The following is an 18248-nucleotide window of genomic DNA, read 5'->3' as shown; positions in this document are numbered from 1 at the left end:
CCGCTCTTAGGGCTCCTCCCGGGCCGATTTGCGAACGCCGATAATGGATATTCCGTCAAGCTAGGGGAGGGGCGTTGCCCTGTCCATGACTAGCGAAGCGGCCACCCGCTGCAGGGCAACTGGTCGGTGCAACCCGCATGCAGGACCCCCGCTGTACTGTTGGCCGGTGTAGCTAGCCCATGGCCGGTGCGGTGGACGTCCGGGCGGCGAACTGCCGGCGGGCCCAGCGGGCGAGCTTCTTGCCCTTGCCCTTCCACCAGTTGTCCTCGTCCTTGTTGTAGTGGAAGCGGAAGACGATGGCCACCAGCACGAACATGCCCATCACCACGTCAACCCAGGACGACATCACCAGGGCGATGAAGACGGTCAAGGCGTTGGCCATGACCGACGGAATGGCCAAGGTCCGGAACACGGTGCTGGCCACGAAGCGCCGGTGTGACCTCGGGACGGACAACTCGCGGACCATGTCGAAGCAGACGCAGACCACCACGATGGTCTGGCCGATGGCCAGCAGGACCTGTCCTGGCACGGAGCCGCTGAAGGCAGCCACGGCTTCCATTCCCAGGCTCACGGCCGGGCCTTGCTGCTAAGAGCTTTGCTGAGAACTTTAAACACGGAAAACCCCCAGAACTTGCGGAACCATCGCCGCTGATCCGGCGATGGTTCCATTCAAGTTTCAGGGGGCTTTTCCGTCACGAGTAGTGGGTACTCTAATTTCGCGGAACGCCGGAATGCGGTACCTGCCGGCCTGGGTCCTACTGGCTTGGTTCTACTGCCCGATGGCCCGCGGCCGCCACACCACCATGGCCTGCGACCGTGGCCGGGGCCGCTGCCCACGCGCCAGGCTCACCACGTCACCGGCGGCGCCGGCGGCAAAGATCCGGGAGTCCACCGCCCGCGGACGGCGGCCCAGTTCCTCGGTGAGTTCCGAGATCCGGCTTTGGAGCGCGGCCACCTGGTTTTCGAGTTCCAGGATGCGCTTGATCCCCTCCAGCGACACACCCTCGTGGGACAGCCGCTGCACTTCGCGCAGCATGTTCACGTCACGCTGCGAGTAGCGCCGGGACTTGCCCGGGGCACGGCTGGGCTTCACGATGCCGAGCCTGTCGTACTGCCGCAGGGTCTGCGGGTGCATGTCCGCCAGCTCGGCAGCCACGGAGATCACGAAGATCGGCTGGTCAGCACTGATGTCCACGGCTCACCTCCGCTCCTAGAGCCGGGCCTTGGCTGCCAGGCCCTCACGGACATCCGCCGACGACGTGGCCTCGGCGAACGCCTTGACCGCAGCTTCGGCATCCTTGTTGAGATTCTTGGGAACCGCGACGTCGATGGTCACCAGGAGGTCGCCTGTGGCCTTGGACGTCTTCACGCCTTTGCCCTTGACCCGCAGGGTACGGCCCGACGGTGTGCCGGCCGGAACGCGCACCTTGACCTTCTCGCCGTCGATGGTGGGAACCTCAATGTCCGCTCCCAAAGCAGCCTCCGGGAAAGTGACGGGTACGTGGATGCGGAGGTTGTCGCCGTCGCGCGTGTAGAAGGCGTGGGGCTGGACGGAAACGGACACCACCAGATCGCCGTTGCCGGCGGCACCGGGCTGGCCCTTGCCGCGCACACGGACCTTCTGGCCGTCCTTGATGCCGGCCGGAACGCGGACGTCGATGACCTCGCCGCTGGGCTCGCGCAGGCCGATGGTGGTCCCGCGGATGGACCCGGCGAAGGAAATGCTGGTGGTCGCGGTACGGTCGGCACCCTTCTGCGGGGTGCGCTGGAAACCGGGTGCGCCGCCGAAGCCGCCGAAGAGGTCTGCGAACTCGGGCGGGATCCCGCCGCCGGCGGGGTTGAACCCTCCGGCGTGACGCCCGGTGTTGCCGGTGAACAGGCCGCCGAACATGTCCTCGAAACCGCCGTTCGTGGCGCCGGCGCCGCCGGGAGCAAAACGTGCACCGCTGCCCATGGCCCGGATCGCGTCATACTGCTGGCGCTCATCAGGATCCGAAAGCACCGAATAGGCCTCGGAGATGTCCTTGAACTTCTTTTCGGAAGCAGCGTTCCCCGCGTTCGTATCAGGGTGGTGCTGCCGCGCAAGCTTCCGGTAGGCCTTCTTGATATCGGCTTCGGAAGCGTCCTTGGCAACACCAAGGATCTTGTAAAAGTCCTTGTCCACCCAATCCTGGCTAGCCATTGGCGTTTCCTTTCAAAAGTTATGGGTCGGTGGTTGAGCCAGCCGGAACCGGCCGGCTCAACCACCGAAGGTAATGCTACGCAGGGACAGCGACGATGACCTGGGCTGCGCGGAGGACGCGTTCTCCTGATTTGTAGCCTGAGCGGAGGACCTGGCTGACGGTGTCAACCTCGATGTCCTCGCCGGGCTGCTGGATCAGGGCCTCGTGGATCGTGGGATCGAACTCCACACCGGTCTCGTTGATGCGGACCAGGCCGTAGGTCTTCAGCGCGTTCTCCAGTTTCGTGGCGATCGCGGCGAAGGGACCGTCGGTCAGGTCACCGTGCTGCCGCGCGGCATCGACGTCGTCCAGGACCGGGAGCAGGGAGTTCAGGACGCCGATGACGGCCATTTCCCCTGCCACGGCGCGGTCGCGTTCAACCCGCTTGCGGTAGTTGACGTACTCAGCCTGGAGGCGGAGCAGGTCATTGCGCAGTTCGGCTGCCTCGGCGTTGCCGGTGGACCCTGCCGGAGCCCCCTGGGCCACGGATTCCTCGGCCGGCACGTCCACGCCGTTGAGAATCTCCTCGGCCTGGGCCAGCGCGTCGCCGTCGGAATCCGCTGCTCCGGCCTGGGCGCCGGCCCCGGGGGCGGACTGGCCGCCCTCGGGGTGCCGGGCCTGCCCGGTCACCGGGTCAACCTTGCGGTGGTCCCGGATGACCGGCTCCTGGCCGTTGCCCTGCGTGTTCTGCTGGCCGGCGGATGCGTTGTGCTCTTCCTCGTTACCGTGGTGCGGCATGGTTTACTTCTTCGCTTCGTCTTCGTCGATGATCTCGGCGTCGACGATGTCTTCGTCGGAGGAACCTGCCGAAGCTCCGGCGGCACCCTCAGCGCCGGGAGCGGCTGCACCGTCCGGGGAACCGGCCTGGGAGTAGATGGCCTCGCCGAGCTTGGTCTGGGAAGCCTGCAGCTTCTCGAACGCGGTCTTCACGGCGGCATCGTCGGTGCCTTCGAGGGCCTTCTTGAGGGCGTCGACGTCGGCCTGGACCTCGGTCTTGACCTCTTCGGGCAGCTTGTCCGCGTTGTCGGCGATCAGCTTGTCCACGGAGTAGGCCAGCTGCTCGGCCGTGTTGCGGGTGTCGGTCGCCTCGCGGCGGGCCTTGTCCTCGGCTGCGTGCTCTTCGGCGTCACGGACCATGCGGTCGATGTCTTCCTTGGAGAGGCTGGAGCCACCGGTGATGGTCATGGACTGTTCCTTGCCGGTGCCCTTGTCCTTTGCGGAGACGTGGACGATGCCGTTGGCGTCGATGTCGAACGTGACCTCAACCTGGGGAACGCCGCGCGGTGCGGGAGCGATGCCGGTCAGCTCGAACGTGCCCAGCGGTTTGTTGTCCCGGGTGAACTCGCGCTCGCCCTGGAAGACCTGGATGGCCACGGACGGCTGGTTGTCGTCGGCGGTGGTGAAGGTCTCGGACCGCTTGGTGGGGATGGCGGTGTTGCGCTCGATCAGGTGCGTCATCACGCCACCCTTGGTCTCGATGCCGAGGGACAGCGGGGTGACGTCGATCAGGAGGACGTCCTTGCGCTCACCCTTCAGCACACCGGCCTGCAGGGCTGCGCCGACTGCCACGACCTCGTCCGGGTTGACGCCCTTGTTGGGTTCCTTGCCGCCGGCCAGTTCCTTCACCAGCTCGGACACGGCGGGCATACGGGTTGAACCGCCCACCAGCACGATGTGGTTGATGTCGGAAAGCTTGATGCCGGCTTCCTTGATGACGTCGTGGAACGGCTTCTTGGTGCGCTCCAGCAGGTCCTTGGTGAGGTCCTGGAACTTGGCGCGGGTCAGCTGCTCGTCCAGGTGGACCGGGCCGTCGGGGGTGACGGACAGGTACTGGAGGGAGACGTTGGTGCTGGACGAGGAGGAGAGTTCCTTCTTGGCCTGCTCGGCTGCTTCGCGGAGGCGCTGCAGGGCGATCTTGTCCTTGGAGAGGTCGATGCCCTTCACCTTGAGCTGGTTCAGCAGGTAGTCGACAACCCGCTGGTCCCAGTCGTCGCCACCGAGCCGGTTGTCACCGGCGGTGGCGCGCACCTGGATGGTGGAGAAGTTGTCTTCGTCCTTGCCGACTTCCAGCAGGGAGACGTCGAAGGTACCGCCGCCGAGGTCGAAGACCAGGATGAGTTCGTCTTCCTTGCCCTTGTCCAGGCCGTAGGCGAGTGCTGCGGCGGTGGGCTCGTTGACGATGCGCAGGACGTTCAGGCCTGCGATCTCGCCGGCTTCCTTGGTGGCCTGGCGCTCGGCGTCGTTGAAGTAGGCCGGGACGGTGATGACGGCGTCGGTGACCTTTTCACCCAGGTAGGACTCGGCGTCGTTCTTCAGCTTCATGAGGATACGCGCGGAGATTTCCTGCGGGGTGTACTTCTTGGAGTCGATGTCCACCTTCCAGTCGGTGCCCATGTGGCGCTTGACCGAAGCGATGGTGCGCTCGATGTTGTTGACGGCCTGGCGCTTGGCGATCTCGCCAACCAGGACCTCGCCGGACTTGGAGAATGCAACGACCGACGGCGTGGTGCGGCCACCCTCGGCGTTGGCAATAACGGTGGGCTCGCCACCTTCGAGAACGGAGACGACGGAGTTGGTGGTTCCGAGGTCGATACCTACTGCACGTGACATGTGTTGCTTCCTTCTTTCCTTGGAAACTGGTTGGCGCCCTAAGCGTTGAGCGTTCTGCACTCAACTCTACTCAGCCGCCAAAGGATGTCAACACAAGTTGAGTGAACTACGCTCAACTTTGCTCAGGGCGTACAACAGCGCACGACGGCGGCACGCGCCGGCGGGGCGGAGGCGTCAGTCCGCGCCGGGCGCGTCCAGGACCGCGGCGAGCAATCCGGGGAACCGGGCATCAAGGTCCTCGGCGCGCAGGGTCAGCCTGCGGCCGCGCCCGTTGGCCTCGTTTCGGATGATGCCTGCCTCGCGGAGCACCTTCATTAGGTGGGACTTGGTGGACTTGGGCATCTCCGGATTGCTCAGGGCGCATTCGGCCATGTCGAGGGGGCCGGCACGGAGCTGGCGTGCGATTTCCAGCCGGTCGGGATCGCTCAGGGCGAAGAGCACACTGGGCAAATGGAGGTCCGCGCGTTCGGGATGGGTGAGGTTCGCCGGTGTAGCCACGGTTCGACTTTAGTTGAACCATCGCGGACATGCCAGTAGTCTGAGGTTTCGATTATTTTCGAACCAACCACACCCCCAATGCAGAAGGCGGCATGTTGTGACGCACTCACCCGCAGTCCGGCCCAGAGAGTCGCACCGACGGCTGGGTTTCGTCCTCATTGCCGCCGCCACGGCAGCCATGATGGCCGGAGCCAGCGCGCCGTCCCCGTTCTACCCCACCCTGCAGGAGCAGCTGCACCTGCTGCCGGTGGCCACCACCGGGATCTTCGCCGTCTACGCCGTGGCCCTCCTGGCGGCCCTGCTGGTCTTCGGTTCCATCTCCGACCACCTCGGCCGCCGCCCGGTCATCAGCGCGGCATTCCTCCTGCTCGCCGGCAGCGTCGTGACCTTCCTGGCAGCCGATTCGCTGGCGATGCTGCTGGCGGCCCGCGTCCTCCAGGGGGTGGCCAGCGGCATCCTCCTCACCACGCTCTCCGCGGCCATCGCCGATCTGGAACCGGAGGATGACCCGGGCTCCAGCGCCGCCTGGAACACGGTGGCACCCCTGGGGGGCCTGGCCCTGGGCGCGCTGGCATCGGGCCTGCTGCTGGACCTCCTCGCGGAGCCCCGCGTGCTGGTGTTCGTCTCGCTCTCGGTCCTGTACGTGGCGTTCGCCGCACTGGTGTGGGCCTGCCCGGAAACCTCACCCCGCACGGCCGGGGCGGCGGCTTCACTCAAGCCGCACCTGACCCTGCCGCCGGCCGCACGCCGCGCATTCCTCACCGGCGCCCCGGCCGTTTTTGCCGGCTGGGCCACGGGCGGGCTGTACCTCTCCCTTGGCGCCGCGATCGTGCACACCACTTTCGGCATCCGGGAGCATCTGTGGCAGGGCATGGTGATCACCATCCTGGCGGGGACAGGAGCCGCGTCGGCGGCCTTCCTGCACCGCTTTGGAGCCCGCACCATCACCATTTTCGGCACCACGGCGCTGGCCGTGGGGACCGCACTGTCGCTGCTGGCCCTCGGCCTGGATTCGTTTGGCCTGTTCCTGGCCGCTGTGGTGGTGGCAGGCGCCGGTTTCGGCACTGCCTTCATGGGCGTCATCCGGTCCATCAGCCCCCTGGTGGAGGATCATGAACGCGCCGGGACTTTTGCCTCGCTCTTCGTCGTGGCCTACACGGCCTTCGGCGTTCCGGCAGTGCTGGCAGGCCTGCTTGCCCCCATCCTGTCCCTCCCGGTCACCACCTACGCCTATGGAAGCCTGGTGACGGTCCTGGCTGCGGTGGCAGCCATCAGCCGCGCCCGCAGCAAGGACGCCCAACCCACCAACGAGGACGGCCTGGTAGCGGCGGACGCCGTCGGATAAGGAGACCCTTGCGGGTGCCTACCGGCTGGAGTCGGGGCGCCCATGGAGCGGTCCGCGCTCCTCATCGGTCGCCTGGACCTGGCCGTCGGTGAGGCCCTCGCGGACGGCACGCTCCGTCCGGGCGCCTCCGGTGGTGCCGGCGTCGCCGTAGTCGCCTTCCTCGTATTCGCCATCCGAAACGTCACGGTCGGGCTCGTTGAGGGTGCCGGCGTCGCCATAGTCCCCGTCCACGTACTGGCCGCCCTCCCCCTCCAGACCGGGTGCGCTGCCGCCCTTGCGGGGCTCCTCGGCTGCAACTTCAGGATTTTCAGTCATGGTGCATCTCTCCTTCGAGGCTCCGCGTCCGTCCGGGCGCACTGGCAGTCTATCGACGGGGCGGGCGCACCAACAGGCCTTGAACCGCCCCCCCCATCAGGAGGGCTGCACCGACAGCCCCGCGGTCCCTGCCAGGACGGCGAGGTGATGGTCGAAGAGTTCATGCGGTGCCCGGAAGGTGTCCGGCCCGTACTGGTTGAACACTTCGAAGCTGACGGCACCAAACAGGGAGCTCCACACCAAAACGCCCCGCGCCACCAGCTCGTCCGGAATGGCCAGCCCGAATTCCCGGCGGATGGCCTCCAGGTCGGCGGCCAGGGTGGGCGGAAGCTGCGGGGATGGTCCCGCAACCGCCAACTGCCCCGCCCGGGAGGCGGCGTCCAGGATGCCGATGAGGCTGACGATGACGCGCGTGCCGGGGCCCGTGGTGCGTTCGGCCGGGGCGTTGTAGCCGGGAACCGGGCTGCCGAACAGAAGCGCATAGCTGGCAGGCTCGCGCAGCGCCCACGTCCTGACGGCTCCACCCAGGGCCAGGAACCGGCCAAGATGATCGCCCTCCGGCGCCGCCGCAACGGCCGCGTCCACCTCATCCCCCAGTTCGCCGAAGGCATCGATAAGCAGCAGCGTAAGCAGTTCGTCCCGGCTCTCCACGTAGCGGTAAACGGCGGAGGACACCACTCCCAGATCCCTTGCCACGGCCCGCAGGGAGAGGGCCGCCGCACCGTCGGTTGCCAGGTGCTGCCTGCCCAGCCGGACAATGTCCGCCACGGTCTGCGACCGCGCGCGCTGCCGGGGCGTAAGGGGCCGGGGCTGGTGGGCGGTTGTTCCGCGGGCATCATCCATGACCCCAGCATGCCACAAGCGAGAGCGCGGGGAGCTAAAGAGAGCACTGCTCTTTACTTTGCGATCCTGGACGCGCATTCTTGTTTTCGAGAGCACTGCTCTCATTTACTGAAAGGGAGACAGAAGTGCCTGACGTATATGTTGTGACCGGGGCGGGACCCGTGGGCTGGACGGTAGCGGAACAATTGGCGGACCGGGGACGGCAGGTGCGCGTCCTGACCCGGTCGGGCAGCGGACCGGACCACCCGCTCATCGAGCGCATCAGCGGGGATGCCAAGGATCCGGCGGTTCTGCGCACTGCCTTTGCCGGCGCCAAAGCCGTCTTCCACTGCATCCACGGATCGGCGTACACCGCGGCGGCATGGCGGGCGGAGCTGCCTGCCGCCGAGCAGGCAGTGCTCAGCGCCGCGCAGGAGGTGGGCGCCGTCGTCGTCTTCCCTGAAAGCCTCTACTCCTACAGCGAGCCGGACCGCGTGATCACCGAGGCCGGCCCGCGCCGGGCCACCGGGGGCAAGCGCGGTGTGCGGACGGACCTGCTGCAGGACCGCGAGGCCTCAGCCACGCCCACGGTAAGCGTGGTGGCCGGCGACTTCTTTGGGCCGCGCGTCCGGATGGCGCACGCCGGCGAGCGCATGGTGGCGCCGGTCCTTGCAGGAAAGAACGTCAGCGTGATGGGAAGCGCCAGCCAGCCGCACTCGTTCACCTACGTACCCGACCTGGCCGGCGCCATGATCGCGGCCGCTGACCAACCGTCCGCCTGGAACGCCGTGTGGCATGCCCCGACGGGGCCGGCGCGCACGCAGAAGGAACTTGCTGGGGCCTTCGCTGCGGCGGCGGGACGGCCCGCCCCGAAGGTGCGCGTCCTTCCCGGCTGGACACTCCGGGCGGCGGCGCTCGTTTCAGCCGGCGCCCGCGAGCTGGCGGAGATGCTGTACCAGTTTGAGCGGCCCTTCGTCATGGACTCCGCAGCTTCCGAGGCCGCGCTTGGCGTCAGCCACACGCCGCTGGAAACGGCTGCTGCCGCCACCGTGGAATGGTGGCGGCAGCAGCGTTAATCCGGGCGCAACGCAGGGGCTAGCGGGTGGGAACCTCTTCCCGGGGCTCGACGCCGGGCTCCCGCGGCTGCACGGCGTCCCGGCCATCGGTCCGCCCCAGCTTGCTGGGCCACCAGATCTTCGGCCCGATGTCGTAGGCCAGGGCCGGCACCAGCAGCGAGCGCACCAGCACGGTATCGAGCAGGACGCCGAATGCCACGATGAAGGCCAGCTGCACCAGGAACATGATGGGGATGACGCCAAGGGCGGCGAACGTCGCGGCCAGCACCACGCCGGCCGAGGTAATGACGCCGCCGGTCACCACCAGGCCGCGCAGGATGCCGGGCCGGGTGCCGTGCTTGAGCGATTCCTCGCGGACGCGGCTCATCAGGAAGATGTTGTAGTCCACGCCCAGGGCCACCAGAAAGACGAAGCCGAACAGCGGAACGGTGGCGTCGGCTCCCGGGAAACCGAAGAGGTTGTTGAACACGAAGGCCGACACTCCCAGCGCGGCCGCGTAGGACACCACCACGGAGAGCACCAGCAGGACCGGGGCCACAATGGAGCGCAGCAGCAGCATCAGGATGAAGAGGATCACCACCAGGACCACCGGGATGATGACCACCAGGTCATGCTGGGCGGTGGTGTTGGTGTCCAGCGCCGTGGCTGTCACGCCACCCACCAGGGCGCCGGGATCAACGGCCTTCACCTCGGTGCGCAGGGCCTTGATGGTCTCCTCCGCCTCCAGCGAGTCCGCGGCGTTCTTCAGCGTGGCGTTGATGAGGACCTTCCCGTCCCGGACGTCCGGTGCGGTGGGAGCGCCCGGGGCTCCGGTGACGGGCACGCTGCCGCGGCCCAGCAGGTAAGCCTCGCCCACGCCGTCGTCGGCTTTCACCTTGTCCAGCACCTCCGCGGCTTTGCCCTGGTCGGCAACCACGACGGCGGGGCTGCCGCTGCCGGCGTCGAAGTGGCGCGCCAACGCGTCCTGGCCGTCCACAGCGTTGGACGCGGTGAGGATGACGTCCGTCTGCGGCACGCCGTTGGCTTTCAGCTGGAACAGTCCGCCCGCGGCCACGAGGAGCAGGAGGACCGAGGCGACCCAGACGGTCCTGGGTCGCCGCGAAACGAGCGACCCGGTGGCCCGCCACAGGCCCTTCTGGCCCTCCAGTCCGGTGACCAGTTCGGGTTCACGCTGGTCTGCGGGGAGGAGCTTGGGGCGGAACGGCCAGAACGCGGCGCGGCCGAGCAGTGCCATCAGGGCGGGCAGCAGGGTCAGTGCGGCGAACAGGGCACAGAGGATGCCTGCGGCGGCCACCGGGCCCAGGGCCTTGTTGGAGTTCAGGTCGGAGAAGAGCAGGCACAGGAGCGCGATGATTACGGTGGCGCCGGAAGCCAGGATGGGCTCGAAGGACGCCTTCCAGGCGGTCAGGACGGCGGCCGTGCGGTTGGTGGTGTGGGTAAGGGCCTCGCGGAAGCGGGCCACGAAGAGCAGGGCGTAGTCGGTGGCGGCACCGATCACCAGGATGGAGAGGATGCCCTGGCTTTGTCCGTTGAGCTGGATCCAGCCCGCCTTCGCCATGCCGAAGACCAGCAGGATGGCCGCACACAGGGCAAACACGGATGTCAGCAGCACCATGATGGGCAGCAGCAGGGACCGGTAGACGATCAGGAGGATCACAAACACGGCGGAGAGGGCCACGAGCAGGAGAATGCCGTCAATGCCGCCGAAGGCCGCCGTCAGGTCTGCCGCGAGGCCTGCCGGACCGGTCACGAAGGTCCGGGCACCGTCCGGCGCCGCCTCTTCCACCGTACTGCGGAGTTCCTTGACGGCGTCCTTGATTTCGTCCGAGGACCCAATGGGAACCACGAACTGGACGGCCTTGGCGTCCTTGGACGGAATCGGGCCAATGACAGTGCTGCCCAGCTTGCGGTTCTCCAGGCCGGTCTTCAGGGTGGCCAGCTCCCCGAGCTGCTGGGGCGTGAAGGCCCCGTCCTGCTCGATGACGATGATGCCGGGAACCTCATCGGAGTCGCGGAACTTCGCCTGCCAGTCCTGCGCCTCCGTGGCTTCGGCGCTGGCGGGCAGGAAGGATGCCTGGTCGTTGGAGGAGACCTCCTCCAGGCGGCCGAAGGTGGGTCCGCCGACCCCGGCCAGTCCCAGCCACGTCAGCACCAGGACAACGGGTACCAGCCAGCGCAGCCAGAACGGAACGCGTTCCCTGCCAACTTTTGTGCGTTTCATGATGCCTTCCATGGTGAGCGTGGGGAGTAGTATTTGTTCCAGCATAGATTATCTCCATAACAGAGATAAGTGCCAGTCAAGCTTTTTTGGTGATTGGCCCCGACTGGCAGCGGCGGCAGCCGTCGATGCCCGCCGCTGGAGTAATATCCGTCAGGACGCCGGCGCAGGAAATGGGCCGGGAGCAAAGACAAGGGAGGTGGAGATGGCAGAAACAGACGCCCCCCAGCCATCCCCCTTCGAACAGGCGGGCCCGCAGTTCGGCCACCCGCTGCTCCGGATCCTGCAGGAGTTCACCATCGAGGCGAACCGGTACGTGGATGCCGCCGGGGACCGCAAGGACATGCACCGTACGGACATGAACGCACTCGCCGTGATCATGCGCCACACCGCCAGGGGCAACGTGGTCACGCCCGGGCTGCTGCGGAAGGAACTCAACCTGAGCTCCCCCGCCACCACGGCACTGATCGACCGGCTGGACAACTCCGGGCACGTGGTCAGGGAGCGGCACAGCACGGACCGGCGGCAGGTCCAGCTGAAGATGACCCCCAAGGCCTTCCAGGAGGGCGGCGCCATCTTCGCCCCGCTGGCGCAGCGCATGGGCAGTGCCATGGCCGGGTTTACTGAAGAGGAACTGGATACCGTCACCCGCTTCATGACGGCGATGATCGATGCCACCGTGGCGGCAAGGACAGAATCCGGGTAGCCTCCGCTCCCAAGGGGTAGCGTTTGGTTATGAGCGACCAGCAGCCTGAAGACGACGTCTACACGCATGGCCACCACGAGTCCGTAGTCCGCGCCCACGCCGCCAGGACTGCCGAAAATTCGGCCGCGTTCGTCCTCCCCCACCTCACACCGGGATCCACCCTGCTCGACGTCGGGTGTGGGCCGGGCACCATCACCTGCGACTTCGCAGCCCTGGTCAACCCCGGCAAAGTCACCGGCCTGGACCGTTCGCCGGACATCGTGGCACAGGCCCAGGCCCTCGCCGTCGAGCGGGAAGTGCCCAACATCGAATTTGTGGCAGGCAACATCTACGACGTGGACTTCGCCGACGAAACGTTCGACGTCGTCCACGCCCACCAGGTGCTCCAGCACCTCACAGACCCCGTCGAGGCATTGCGCGAGATGCGCCGCGTCGCCAAACCCGGCGGCATCGTGGCCGTCCGGGACGCAGACTTCCACGGCATGAGCTGGTACCCGGAGATCCCGGAACTGGACGAGTGGATGGACCTTTACCAGCGGATTGCCCGGCGCAATGGAGCAGAGCCCGACGCCGGGCGGCGGCTGGTCAGCTGGGCCCAGTCTGCGGGATTCACCGACGTCGCCCCCACCAGCAGCAACTGGCTTTACGCCACGGCGCAGCAGCGCCGCTGGCAGGCACGCGTCTGGGGTGAGCGGGTGCTCCATTCCGCCTTCGCCGAGCAGGCGCTGGAGTACGGATTCGCCAACGCGGCCGACCTCGCCCGGATCTCAGCGGGCTGGCACCGCTGGGGCTCCACGGACGACGGCTGGTTCCTGATCCCGAACGGTGAGGTCATCGCGCGGGCCTAGGTTGCATTGCCCCAGCCCTGGCCCGCCGGCCCCTGCGGCTGACGGAAAGACAGGCCTTTGCCCCCGTAAGATTGTGTAGTGCAATTTTCCCTGTGGCTGGCCCTTGCGGGTGCCGGCGCCCTGATCAGCTTCACCCCGGGCGCCGGGGCCATCAACACCATGAGCAACTCGCTGAATGCGGGGTTCCGCCGGTCCATTTGGGGAATTCTGGGCCAGCAGGCGGCGCTGGTCGTGCATGTCCTGATTGTCGCCCTCGGCGTTGGCGTGCTGGTGGCCAGCTCTCCCCTTGCCTTCAACGTGATCCGCTACGCGGGCGCGGCCTACCTGGTGTACCTGGGCATCCGCCAGTTCCTCAGCAAGCCCACGATGGCACAGGAGCAGGCCGCTGCCCTCCGGAACGAACCCGCCTGGTCCATCTTCAGGCGCGGCTTCTGGGTCAACCTGCTGAACCCGAAGGCCATCGTGTTCTTCCTGGCCTTCACCCCCCAGTTCATCCGGCCGGAACAGCCTTTGTTCACCCAGTACGCGGTGCTGACGGCCACCATTGTGGTCATCGATATTTTGGTGATGTGGTTCTTCTTTGCCGCCGCCGCCAGGTCATTCCAGCGCTTCACCAGCACGGAACGGGGCCAGCTGGTCCTCAGCAGGGTGTTCGGCGCCCTCCCTGTTCGTGGGGGTGGGCATCCTGCTGGCCCTGATCCACTGACGGGACTGGTTCGCGACGGCGCTTTACGCCAGTGTGCAGGTACCCTTTTCACGCCCAGTAATGCTTCTTTACAAGCCCGTAAAACTTTGTGAACAGGCGGCTAGCCAAAGGTGATGGGAAGCGCGCATGCTTAGTTCCATGACCTCAACGTCGAGCGCATACCGCGTCATCACTGTCTGCACGGGCAACATCTGCCGGTCCCCCATGGCCGAGCTCATGCTCCAGGCAGCGCTCGAACGCGAGGGCCTGGAGGGGCTGGTGGAGGTGGATTCCGCAGGCACCACCGGATACGAGGCCGGCCGGCCCATCGATCCCCGCGCCGCACGCCGCCTCGCAGTGACGCAACTGGCATCGGAACACCACGTGGCCCGGGAGTGGGCGCCGGAGTGGTTCCGCGAGCGCGACCTGATCCTGGCCCTGGACATTGACCACTACGCCTGGCTCAGCGAAGCCGCACCGGACCAGGAGTCCCTGGACAAGATCCGGATGCTCCGCAGCTTCGATCCCGCCATGGCCGGGAGGGACCGGCTGGAGCAGGGCATCGAGGACCCCTGGTACGGCGGGCATGCGGATTTCGACGCCGTCTGGCACCAGATCCACACGGCGCTGCCGGGCCTGGTCCAGCACATCAAGGCAGCGGTCCTGCAGAACACGCAGCTTCAGCCGCACTAGCAGCTTCCAGGCGCAATAACGGCGCAGGAAAACATGGTGCAATCCGGCAGCGCCTGGAGTATTTTGTGCTGCATGCACGCCGCACCCAGCACCGGCAGGTACACCCGTCTCCTTGGCACACTTGAGGAAGCAAAACCCCTGGACGCTGCCGTCAAGGCCGCAGAACCGCTGGCGTCGCGCCTCATGGCGCAGCCCAACATCGCCAGCCTGGTCCGCGGCGACACCACGGGCATTCCGCTGCACACCATCCTTACCGACGCACCCTTTGGCGCCTGGTGGTCGGCGGTGTTCCTGGATTTCTTTGATGACCAGGCGTCCCGCCGCTCCGCCCAGCGGCTGGTGGCCCTCGGCGTCATCACCGCCGTTCCCACCGCCCTGTCCGGCTGGGCAACCTGGTCCGGCAAGGACCGCGCCCTGAAGCGCGTCGGGATTGTGCACGCCGCCGCCAACGCGGCAGCCACCCTGGTGTACGTCGCCTCCTGGAGGGCCCGGTCCCGCGGCAACCACCGGCGGGGTGTGCGGCTGGCGCGGGCGGGGGCCGTCCTGCTGCTGGTGAGCGGGTTCCTGGGCGGCCACCTCAGCAGCGGCCGCCATGCCTCACGGCAGCGCGTCATTCATGAATGAAAGCGTCCAACGGAAAACGGTACGCTCTAGTCCATGAGCCCAGCCCCCGTCATCATCGCCGTCGACGGGCGCTCCGGCGCAGGGAAGACCACCCTCGCCGTCGAACTCGCGGCCCGGCTCCGCGCCCACCACAAGGTGTCCCTGTTCCACCTTGAGGACATCTACCCGGGCTGGGATGGGCTGGCGGCAGGCGTGGAGCGCTATGTCAGCACTGTCCTCGCGCCGCTGAGCCGTGGCGAGGCCGCCACCTGGACCAGCTGGGACTGGGAGAACCATTACGACGGCGACTCCCGGGTCACGCTGCCCGCGGAGATCGTCATCGTGGAGGGAGTGGGGGCCGCCGCGGAGGCTGCCCGGCCCATGCTTGGCGCCGTCATCTGGGCCGAGTCTCCGGACGACGTCCGCCGGACCCGGGCTTTGGGCCGCGACGGTGAAACCTACGAGCCGTACTGGGACCAGTGGGCCGCCCAGGAAGAAGAGTGGCTGGGCCGGGACGACGTCCCCGCCCACGCAGACCTCCGCGTCCAGAACCTCGCTGACGGATCAGCTCCGGCGGACCTCCTGAAGCTCCTCCCCTGCCTGCCGGCCCTGGCGCCTGCCCTGGCCCCGGAACTGTCCGCACGCCGCGGCCTGCGGCTCCATGTCGAGCGACTTGACGCCCTCCCGGACGCACCGGCACTGTTCCAGTCGCTGTACGGACGGTCGGCCAATGCCGTCTGGCTGGATTCCTCCAACGCTGACACCGCCCTGGGCGGCATCGGACAGGCAGGCCCTGGAGAAAACAGCGAAGACCCGGCGGCCCGGACTGCTGCGGAGCGCAGCAGGTTCAGCATCATGGCGGACGACGCCGGCGCCTTCGGACAGTTCATGACGCACCGTTCGGGGGTGAGCCTGATCAGCACGGGCTCCTCCACTGCCAAGGTCCCCGGCCCCTTCTTCCGCTGGCTGGACACCGTGTGGGGCCGCCGGGCCGTACGCACCCCGGACGGCTATCCCTGTGATTTCACCCTGGGCTGGCTCGGCTGCCTGGGTTACGAGCTGAAGCGCGAAACGGGCGGCAGCGACCTGTCCGCGCCCACCCCGGACGCTGCCCTGATCTTCGCCGGCAGGGCCGTGGTCCTGGACCATGCCGAAGGCGCCGCCTGGCTCCTGGCCCTGGAGGCCCCCGACTCCGTGGAGTGGCTGGCGCAGGCCAGGGCAGCAGTGGAAGCCGCCAACAGCGGGGCACGGCCGCCGTCGGATGGCCCGGCAGCGCAAGCCGGCGGCAGCACCGGCGTCGCGCCTTCCACAGCCCCGTCCTTCCGCAGCCGGGACACGGGTGCGCGGTACCGGGAGAAGATCACCGCCGCCCAGCACCAGATCGCCCAGGGAAACACGTATGAGGTTTGCCTGACCACCACGCTCGAAGCCAGCGTGCAGGCAACGTCGGTGGATCCATGGACCACCTATCTGGCGCTGCGCCGGAGGAACCCGGCCCCGTTTGCCAGCTACCTCCGGCTGGGAAACCTTGCCGTGGCCAGCACCTCGCCCGAGCGGTTCCTGAAGATCGCGTCCGACGGCGGCATGCGCGCCGAACCGATCAAGGGAACCCGGCGCCGGGCTGCTGACCCGCAGGAGGACAAGCGGTTGCGCGAGGACCTGGCCACGTCCCTGAAGGACAGGGCCGAGAACATCATGATCGTGGACCTGCTGCGCAACGACCTCAGCCATTTCGCGGAGCCCGGTTCCGTGACGGTCAGCCGGCTCTGCGCGATCGAAAGCTATGCCACCGTCCACCAGATGGTCAGCACCATTGACGCCCGACTCCTCCCGGGCGCACCGCGGGCCGAGGCAGTCGCTGCGTGCTTCCCGGCAGGCTCCATGACTGGCGCCCCCAAGATCAGCACCATGGCCATCCTGGACCAGCTGGAGGCAGGGCCGCGCGGGCTGTACTCAGGGGCCATCGGCTACTTCTCACTCAACGCGGCGGCCGACCTCGCCGTCGCCATCAGGACACTGGTGATCAGCACAGCCGGCGACGGAACGGCTGAACTCTCGCTCGGCGTCGGCGGTGCCATTACTTCGGATTCCGTTCCGGACGACGAATACGACGAAATCCGGACCAAGGCCTACGGGGTGCTCTCCACCCTGGGCGCCGCTTTCCCCGAAGACTGACGCTGAACCCGGGCGGTGGGGCATCCACTCCGCGGACGCCCGTTTAGGAAGACGCCCCCGGGGGTAAGCCCCTGACCTAGCTGAACCGCCCAAGCCAGGCGGCGGACCCATCCCTGGGTGCTTCAACACAAGTTAGGTATGCCGCGTGACGGAACCGTCCCCTCCCCAGAACAGCAAGGCACCGCGCAGCGTCAAGTACGTTCTCATGCTTGGCGCCCTGGCCGCGCTCCCCGCCCTCACCACGGACATGTACCTGCCCTCGCTGCCCGCCGTCGAGGCCGACCTCCACACCACCCAGACCGCTGTCCAGCTGACGTTGTCCGGAACCCTGGTGGGCGGCGGAATCGGCCAGCTGGTGATCGGTCCGTTCTCGGACCGGTTCGGCCGGCGGCTTCCGCTGCTCATCGGCATCTCGCTGCACGTAGCCATCTCGCTGCTGTGTTCCCTGACGCCGAACATCGAAACGCTGACAGGGCTGCGAGTGCTGCAGGGCTTCTTCAACGCCGCCGCTGCCGTGGTGGCACTCGCGGTGATCCGCGACCGCTTCGTCGGCTCCGACGCCGCCCGGCTGCTGTCGCGGCTGATGCTGGTCATCGGTGTGGCTCCGCTCCTGGCCCCCACTGTGGGCCAGGCCATCGCCGGGCTCTGGAACTGGCGCGCTGTCTTCTATGCACTGGCGCTCATCGGGGTGGTCCTGGTGGCAATTGTCTGGAAGTTCATGCCGGAAACGCTGCCCGGGGACAGCCGCAGCCCGGGCCACCCGCGGCACGTGGCGGCCGCCTACTGGGTGCTGCTGCGGGACAGGCACTTCATGGCGCTGGCCGTCATCCCCGGACTGGGGCTGGCCCTGATCATGAGTTACGTGGTGGGTTCGCCCTTCGTCTTCCAGAACGAGTACGGCCTCACCGCCCAGCAGTTCGCCCTCGTGTTCGCCCTGAACGGCGCCGCGCTTGTCCTTTCGGCCCAGCTCAACGCCGCCCTGGTCCGGAAGTTCCCGCCCGTCCGCCTCCTGCGCACCGCCCTCCTGGTCCAGTTGAGCCTGGCCCTGGTGCTGCTCGGCGTGGTGGCCACGGGTGCCGGCGGCGCGGTGGGCCTGGTGGCCGGCCTGTGGCTGGTCCTGTCAGCCCAGGGCATGATCCCGGCCAACGCCTCAGTGCTCGCGCTGCACAACTACGGCCACATGGCGGGAACGGCGGCGGCTGTCATCGGAGCCCTGCAGTCCGGGGTCGCCGGACTGGTGAGCCCCCTGGTTGGACTCCTGGGCGGGAATTCCCTGTCGATGGTCAGCGTCATGATTGGCAGTTGCACCGTGGCGGTGCTCGTGCTGGCCCTGGGAACCCCTGCCTACCGCAAGGGCGGCTGGCCTGAGCACGCCGGGCACGACGACGGGCAGCGGGTCAGTGCGGACTGACTGGCTCGCTGGGCCAGCGGA

Annotated in this window: 17 protein-coding genes and 1 pseudogene; 9 read left to right on the top strand and 9 right to left on the bottom strand. The window is 67.5% G+C overall.

Annotation, left to right across the window (positions count from 1 at the left end):
* Positions 1-172: 172 nt before the first annotated feature.
* The 6 genes from ACWRN3_RS17800 to ACWRN3_RS17775 all read right to left on the bottom strand — a co-directional run bounded on the left by ACWRN3_RS17800 (position 173) and on the right by ACWRN3_RS17775 (position 5330).
* Positions 173-559 carry a hypothetical protein gene (locus ACWRN3_RS17800; protein ID WP_476741455.1) on the bottom strand — a complete coding sequence of 129 codons (387 nt, stop codon included), beginning with the start codon at positions 557-559 and terminating at the stop codon, positions 173-175.
* A 210-nt stretch (positions 560-769) separates the two neighbouring features.
* Positions 770-1195: a heat shock protein transcriptional repressor HspR gene (locus ACWRN3_RS17795; RefSeq protein ID WP_141159097.1), complete on the bottom strand. Its 426-nt coding sequence runs from the start codon at positions 1193-1195 to the stop codon at positions 770-772.
* Positions 1196-1210: 15 nt separating this feature from the next.
* Complete coding sequence (locus tag ACWRN3_RS17790) at positions 1211-2182, bottom strand: DnaJ C-terminal domain-containing protein (RefSeq protein WP_255173520.1); 972 nt, start codon at positions 2180-2182, stop codon at positions 1211-1213.
* A 76-nt stretch (positions 2183-2258) separates the two neighbouring features.
* Positions 2259-2960 carry a nucleotide exchange factor GrpE gene (locus ACWRN3_RS17785; protein WP_324643340.1) on the bottom strand — a complete coding sequence of 234 codons (702 nt, stop codon included), beginning with the start codon at positions 2958-2960 and terminating at the stop codon, positions 2259-2261.
* 3 nt (positions 2961-2963) lie between these two features.
* Positions 2964-4832 (bottom strand): molecular chaperone DnaK, encoded by a 1869-nt coding sequence (gene dnaK, locus ACWRN3_RS17780; RefSeq protein ID WP_324643341.1) that lies wholly within the window; start codon positions 4830-4832, stop codon positions 2964-2966.
* 174 nt (positions 4833-5006) lie between these two features.
* A complete protein-coding gene (locus ACWRN3_RS17775) occupies positions 5007-5330 on the bottom strand; it encodes an ArsR/SmtB family transcription factor (protein ID WP_476741454.1) in 324 nt (107 codons plus the stop codon).
* Positions 5331-5427: 97 nt separating this feature from the next.
* Here ACWRN3_RS17775 and ACWRN3_RS17770 point away from each other — a divergent pair, with 97 nt between their 5' ends.
* A complete protein-coding gene (locus tag ACWRN3_RS17770) occupies positions 5428-6675 on the top strand; it encodes an MFS transporter (RefSeq protein WP_476741453.1) in 1248 nt (415 codons plus the stop codon).
* A gap of 18 nt (positions 6676-6693) precedes the next feature.
* Here the strand turns inward: ACWRN3_RS17770 and ACWRN3_RS17765 are convergent, their stop codons facing one another.
* Together ACWRN3_RS17765 and ACWRN3_RS17760 are read right to left on the bottom strand one after the other, a co-directional pair.
* Complete coding sequence (locus tag ACWRN3_RS17765) at positions 6694-6990, bottom strand: hypothetical protein (RefSeq protein WP_255173524.1); 297 nt, start codon at positions 6988-6990, stop codon at positions 6694-6696.
* 96 nt (positions 6991-7086) lie between these two features.
* Positions 7087-7833, bottom strand: coding sequence for a TetR/AcrR family transcriptional regulator (locus tag ACWRN3_RS17760; protein ID WP_476741452.1), 747 nt, complete (start codon positions 7831-7833; stop codon positions 7087-7089).
* A 125-nt stretch (positions 7834-7958) separates the two neighbouring features.
* On the opposite strand from ACWRN3_RS17760, the gene ACWRN3_RS17755 reads away from it, so the two are divergent.
* A complete protein-coding gene (locus tag ACWRN3_RS17755; protein WP_476741451.1) occupies positions 7959-8888 on the top strand; it encodes an NAD-dependent epimerase/dehydratase family protein in 930 nt (309 codons plus the stop codon).
* A gap of 19 nt (positions 8889-8907) precedes the next feature.
* Here the strand turns inward: ACWRN3_RS17755 and ACWRN3_RS17750 are convergent, their stop codons facing one another.
* Positions 8908-11109: an MMPL family transporter gene (locus ACWRN3_RS17750; RefSeq protein WP_476741450.1), complete on the bottom strand. Its 2202-nt coding sequence runs from the start codon at positions 11107-11109 to the stop codon at positions 8908-8910.
* Positions 11110-11311: 202 nt separating this feature from the next.
* On the opposite strand from ACWRN3_RS17750, the gene ACWRN3_RS17745 reads away from it, so the two are divergent.
* From ACWRN3_RS17745 to ACWRN3_RS17715, 7 genes and pseudogenes are all read left to right on the top strand, one after another.
* Positions 11312-11812, top strand: a complete 501-nt coding sequence (locus ACWRN3_RS17745) for a MarR family winged helix-turn-helix transcriptional regulator (protein WP_255173527.1) — start codon at positions 11312-11314, stop codon at positions 11810-11812.
* A 29-nt stretch (positions 11813-11841) separates the two neighbouring features.
* Positions 11842-12660 (top strand): methyltransferase domain-containing protein, encoded by an 819-nt coding sequence (locus tag ACWRN3_RS17740; protein ID WP_255173528.1) that lies wholly within the window; start codon positions 11842-11844, stop codon positions 12658-12660.
* Positions 12661-12738: 78 nt separating this feature from the next.
* Positions 12739-13366: pseudogene (locus ACWRN3_RS17735) on the top strand (LysE family transporter).
* A gap of 138 nt (positions 13367-13504) precedes the next feature.
* Positions 13505-14038, top strand: coding sequence for a low molecular weight protein-tyrosine-phosphatase (locus ACWRN3_RS17730; RefSeq protein WP_476741449.1), 534 nt, complete (start codon positions 13505-13507; stop codon positions 14036-14038).
* A 72-nt stretch (positions 14039-14110) separates the two neighbouring features.
* Positions 14111-14662 (top strand): DUF2231 domain-containing protein, encoded by a 552-nt coding sequence (locus tag ACWRN3_RS17725; protein WP_476741448.1) that lies wholly within the window; start codon positions 14111-14113, stop codon positions 14660-14662.
* Positions 14663-14695: 33 nt separating this feature from the next.
* Complete coding sequence (gene pabB, locus ACWRN3_RS17720; protein ID WP_476741447.1) at positions 14696-16816, top strand: aminodeoxychorismate synthase component I; 2121 nt, start codon at positions 14696-14698, stop codon at positions 16814-16816.
* A gap of 145 nt (positions 16817-16961) precedes the next feature.
* Complete coding sequence (locus tag ACWRN3_RS17715; RefSeq protein ID WP_324643351.1) at positions 16962-18227, top strand: multidrug effflux MFS transporter; 1266 nt, start codon at positions 16962-16964, stop codon at positions 18225-18227.
* The last annotated feature ends 21 nt before the right edge of the window (positions 18228-18248 follow it).

The sequence above is a fragment of the Pseudarthrobacter sp. rb genome (assembly GCF_056389225.1).
This window is presented reverse-complemented; position numbering and strand designations above follow the sequence as displayed.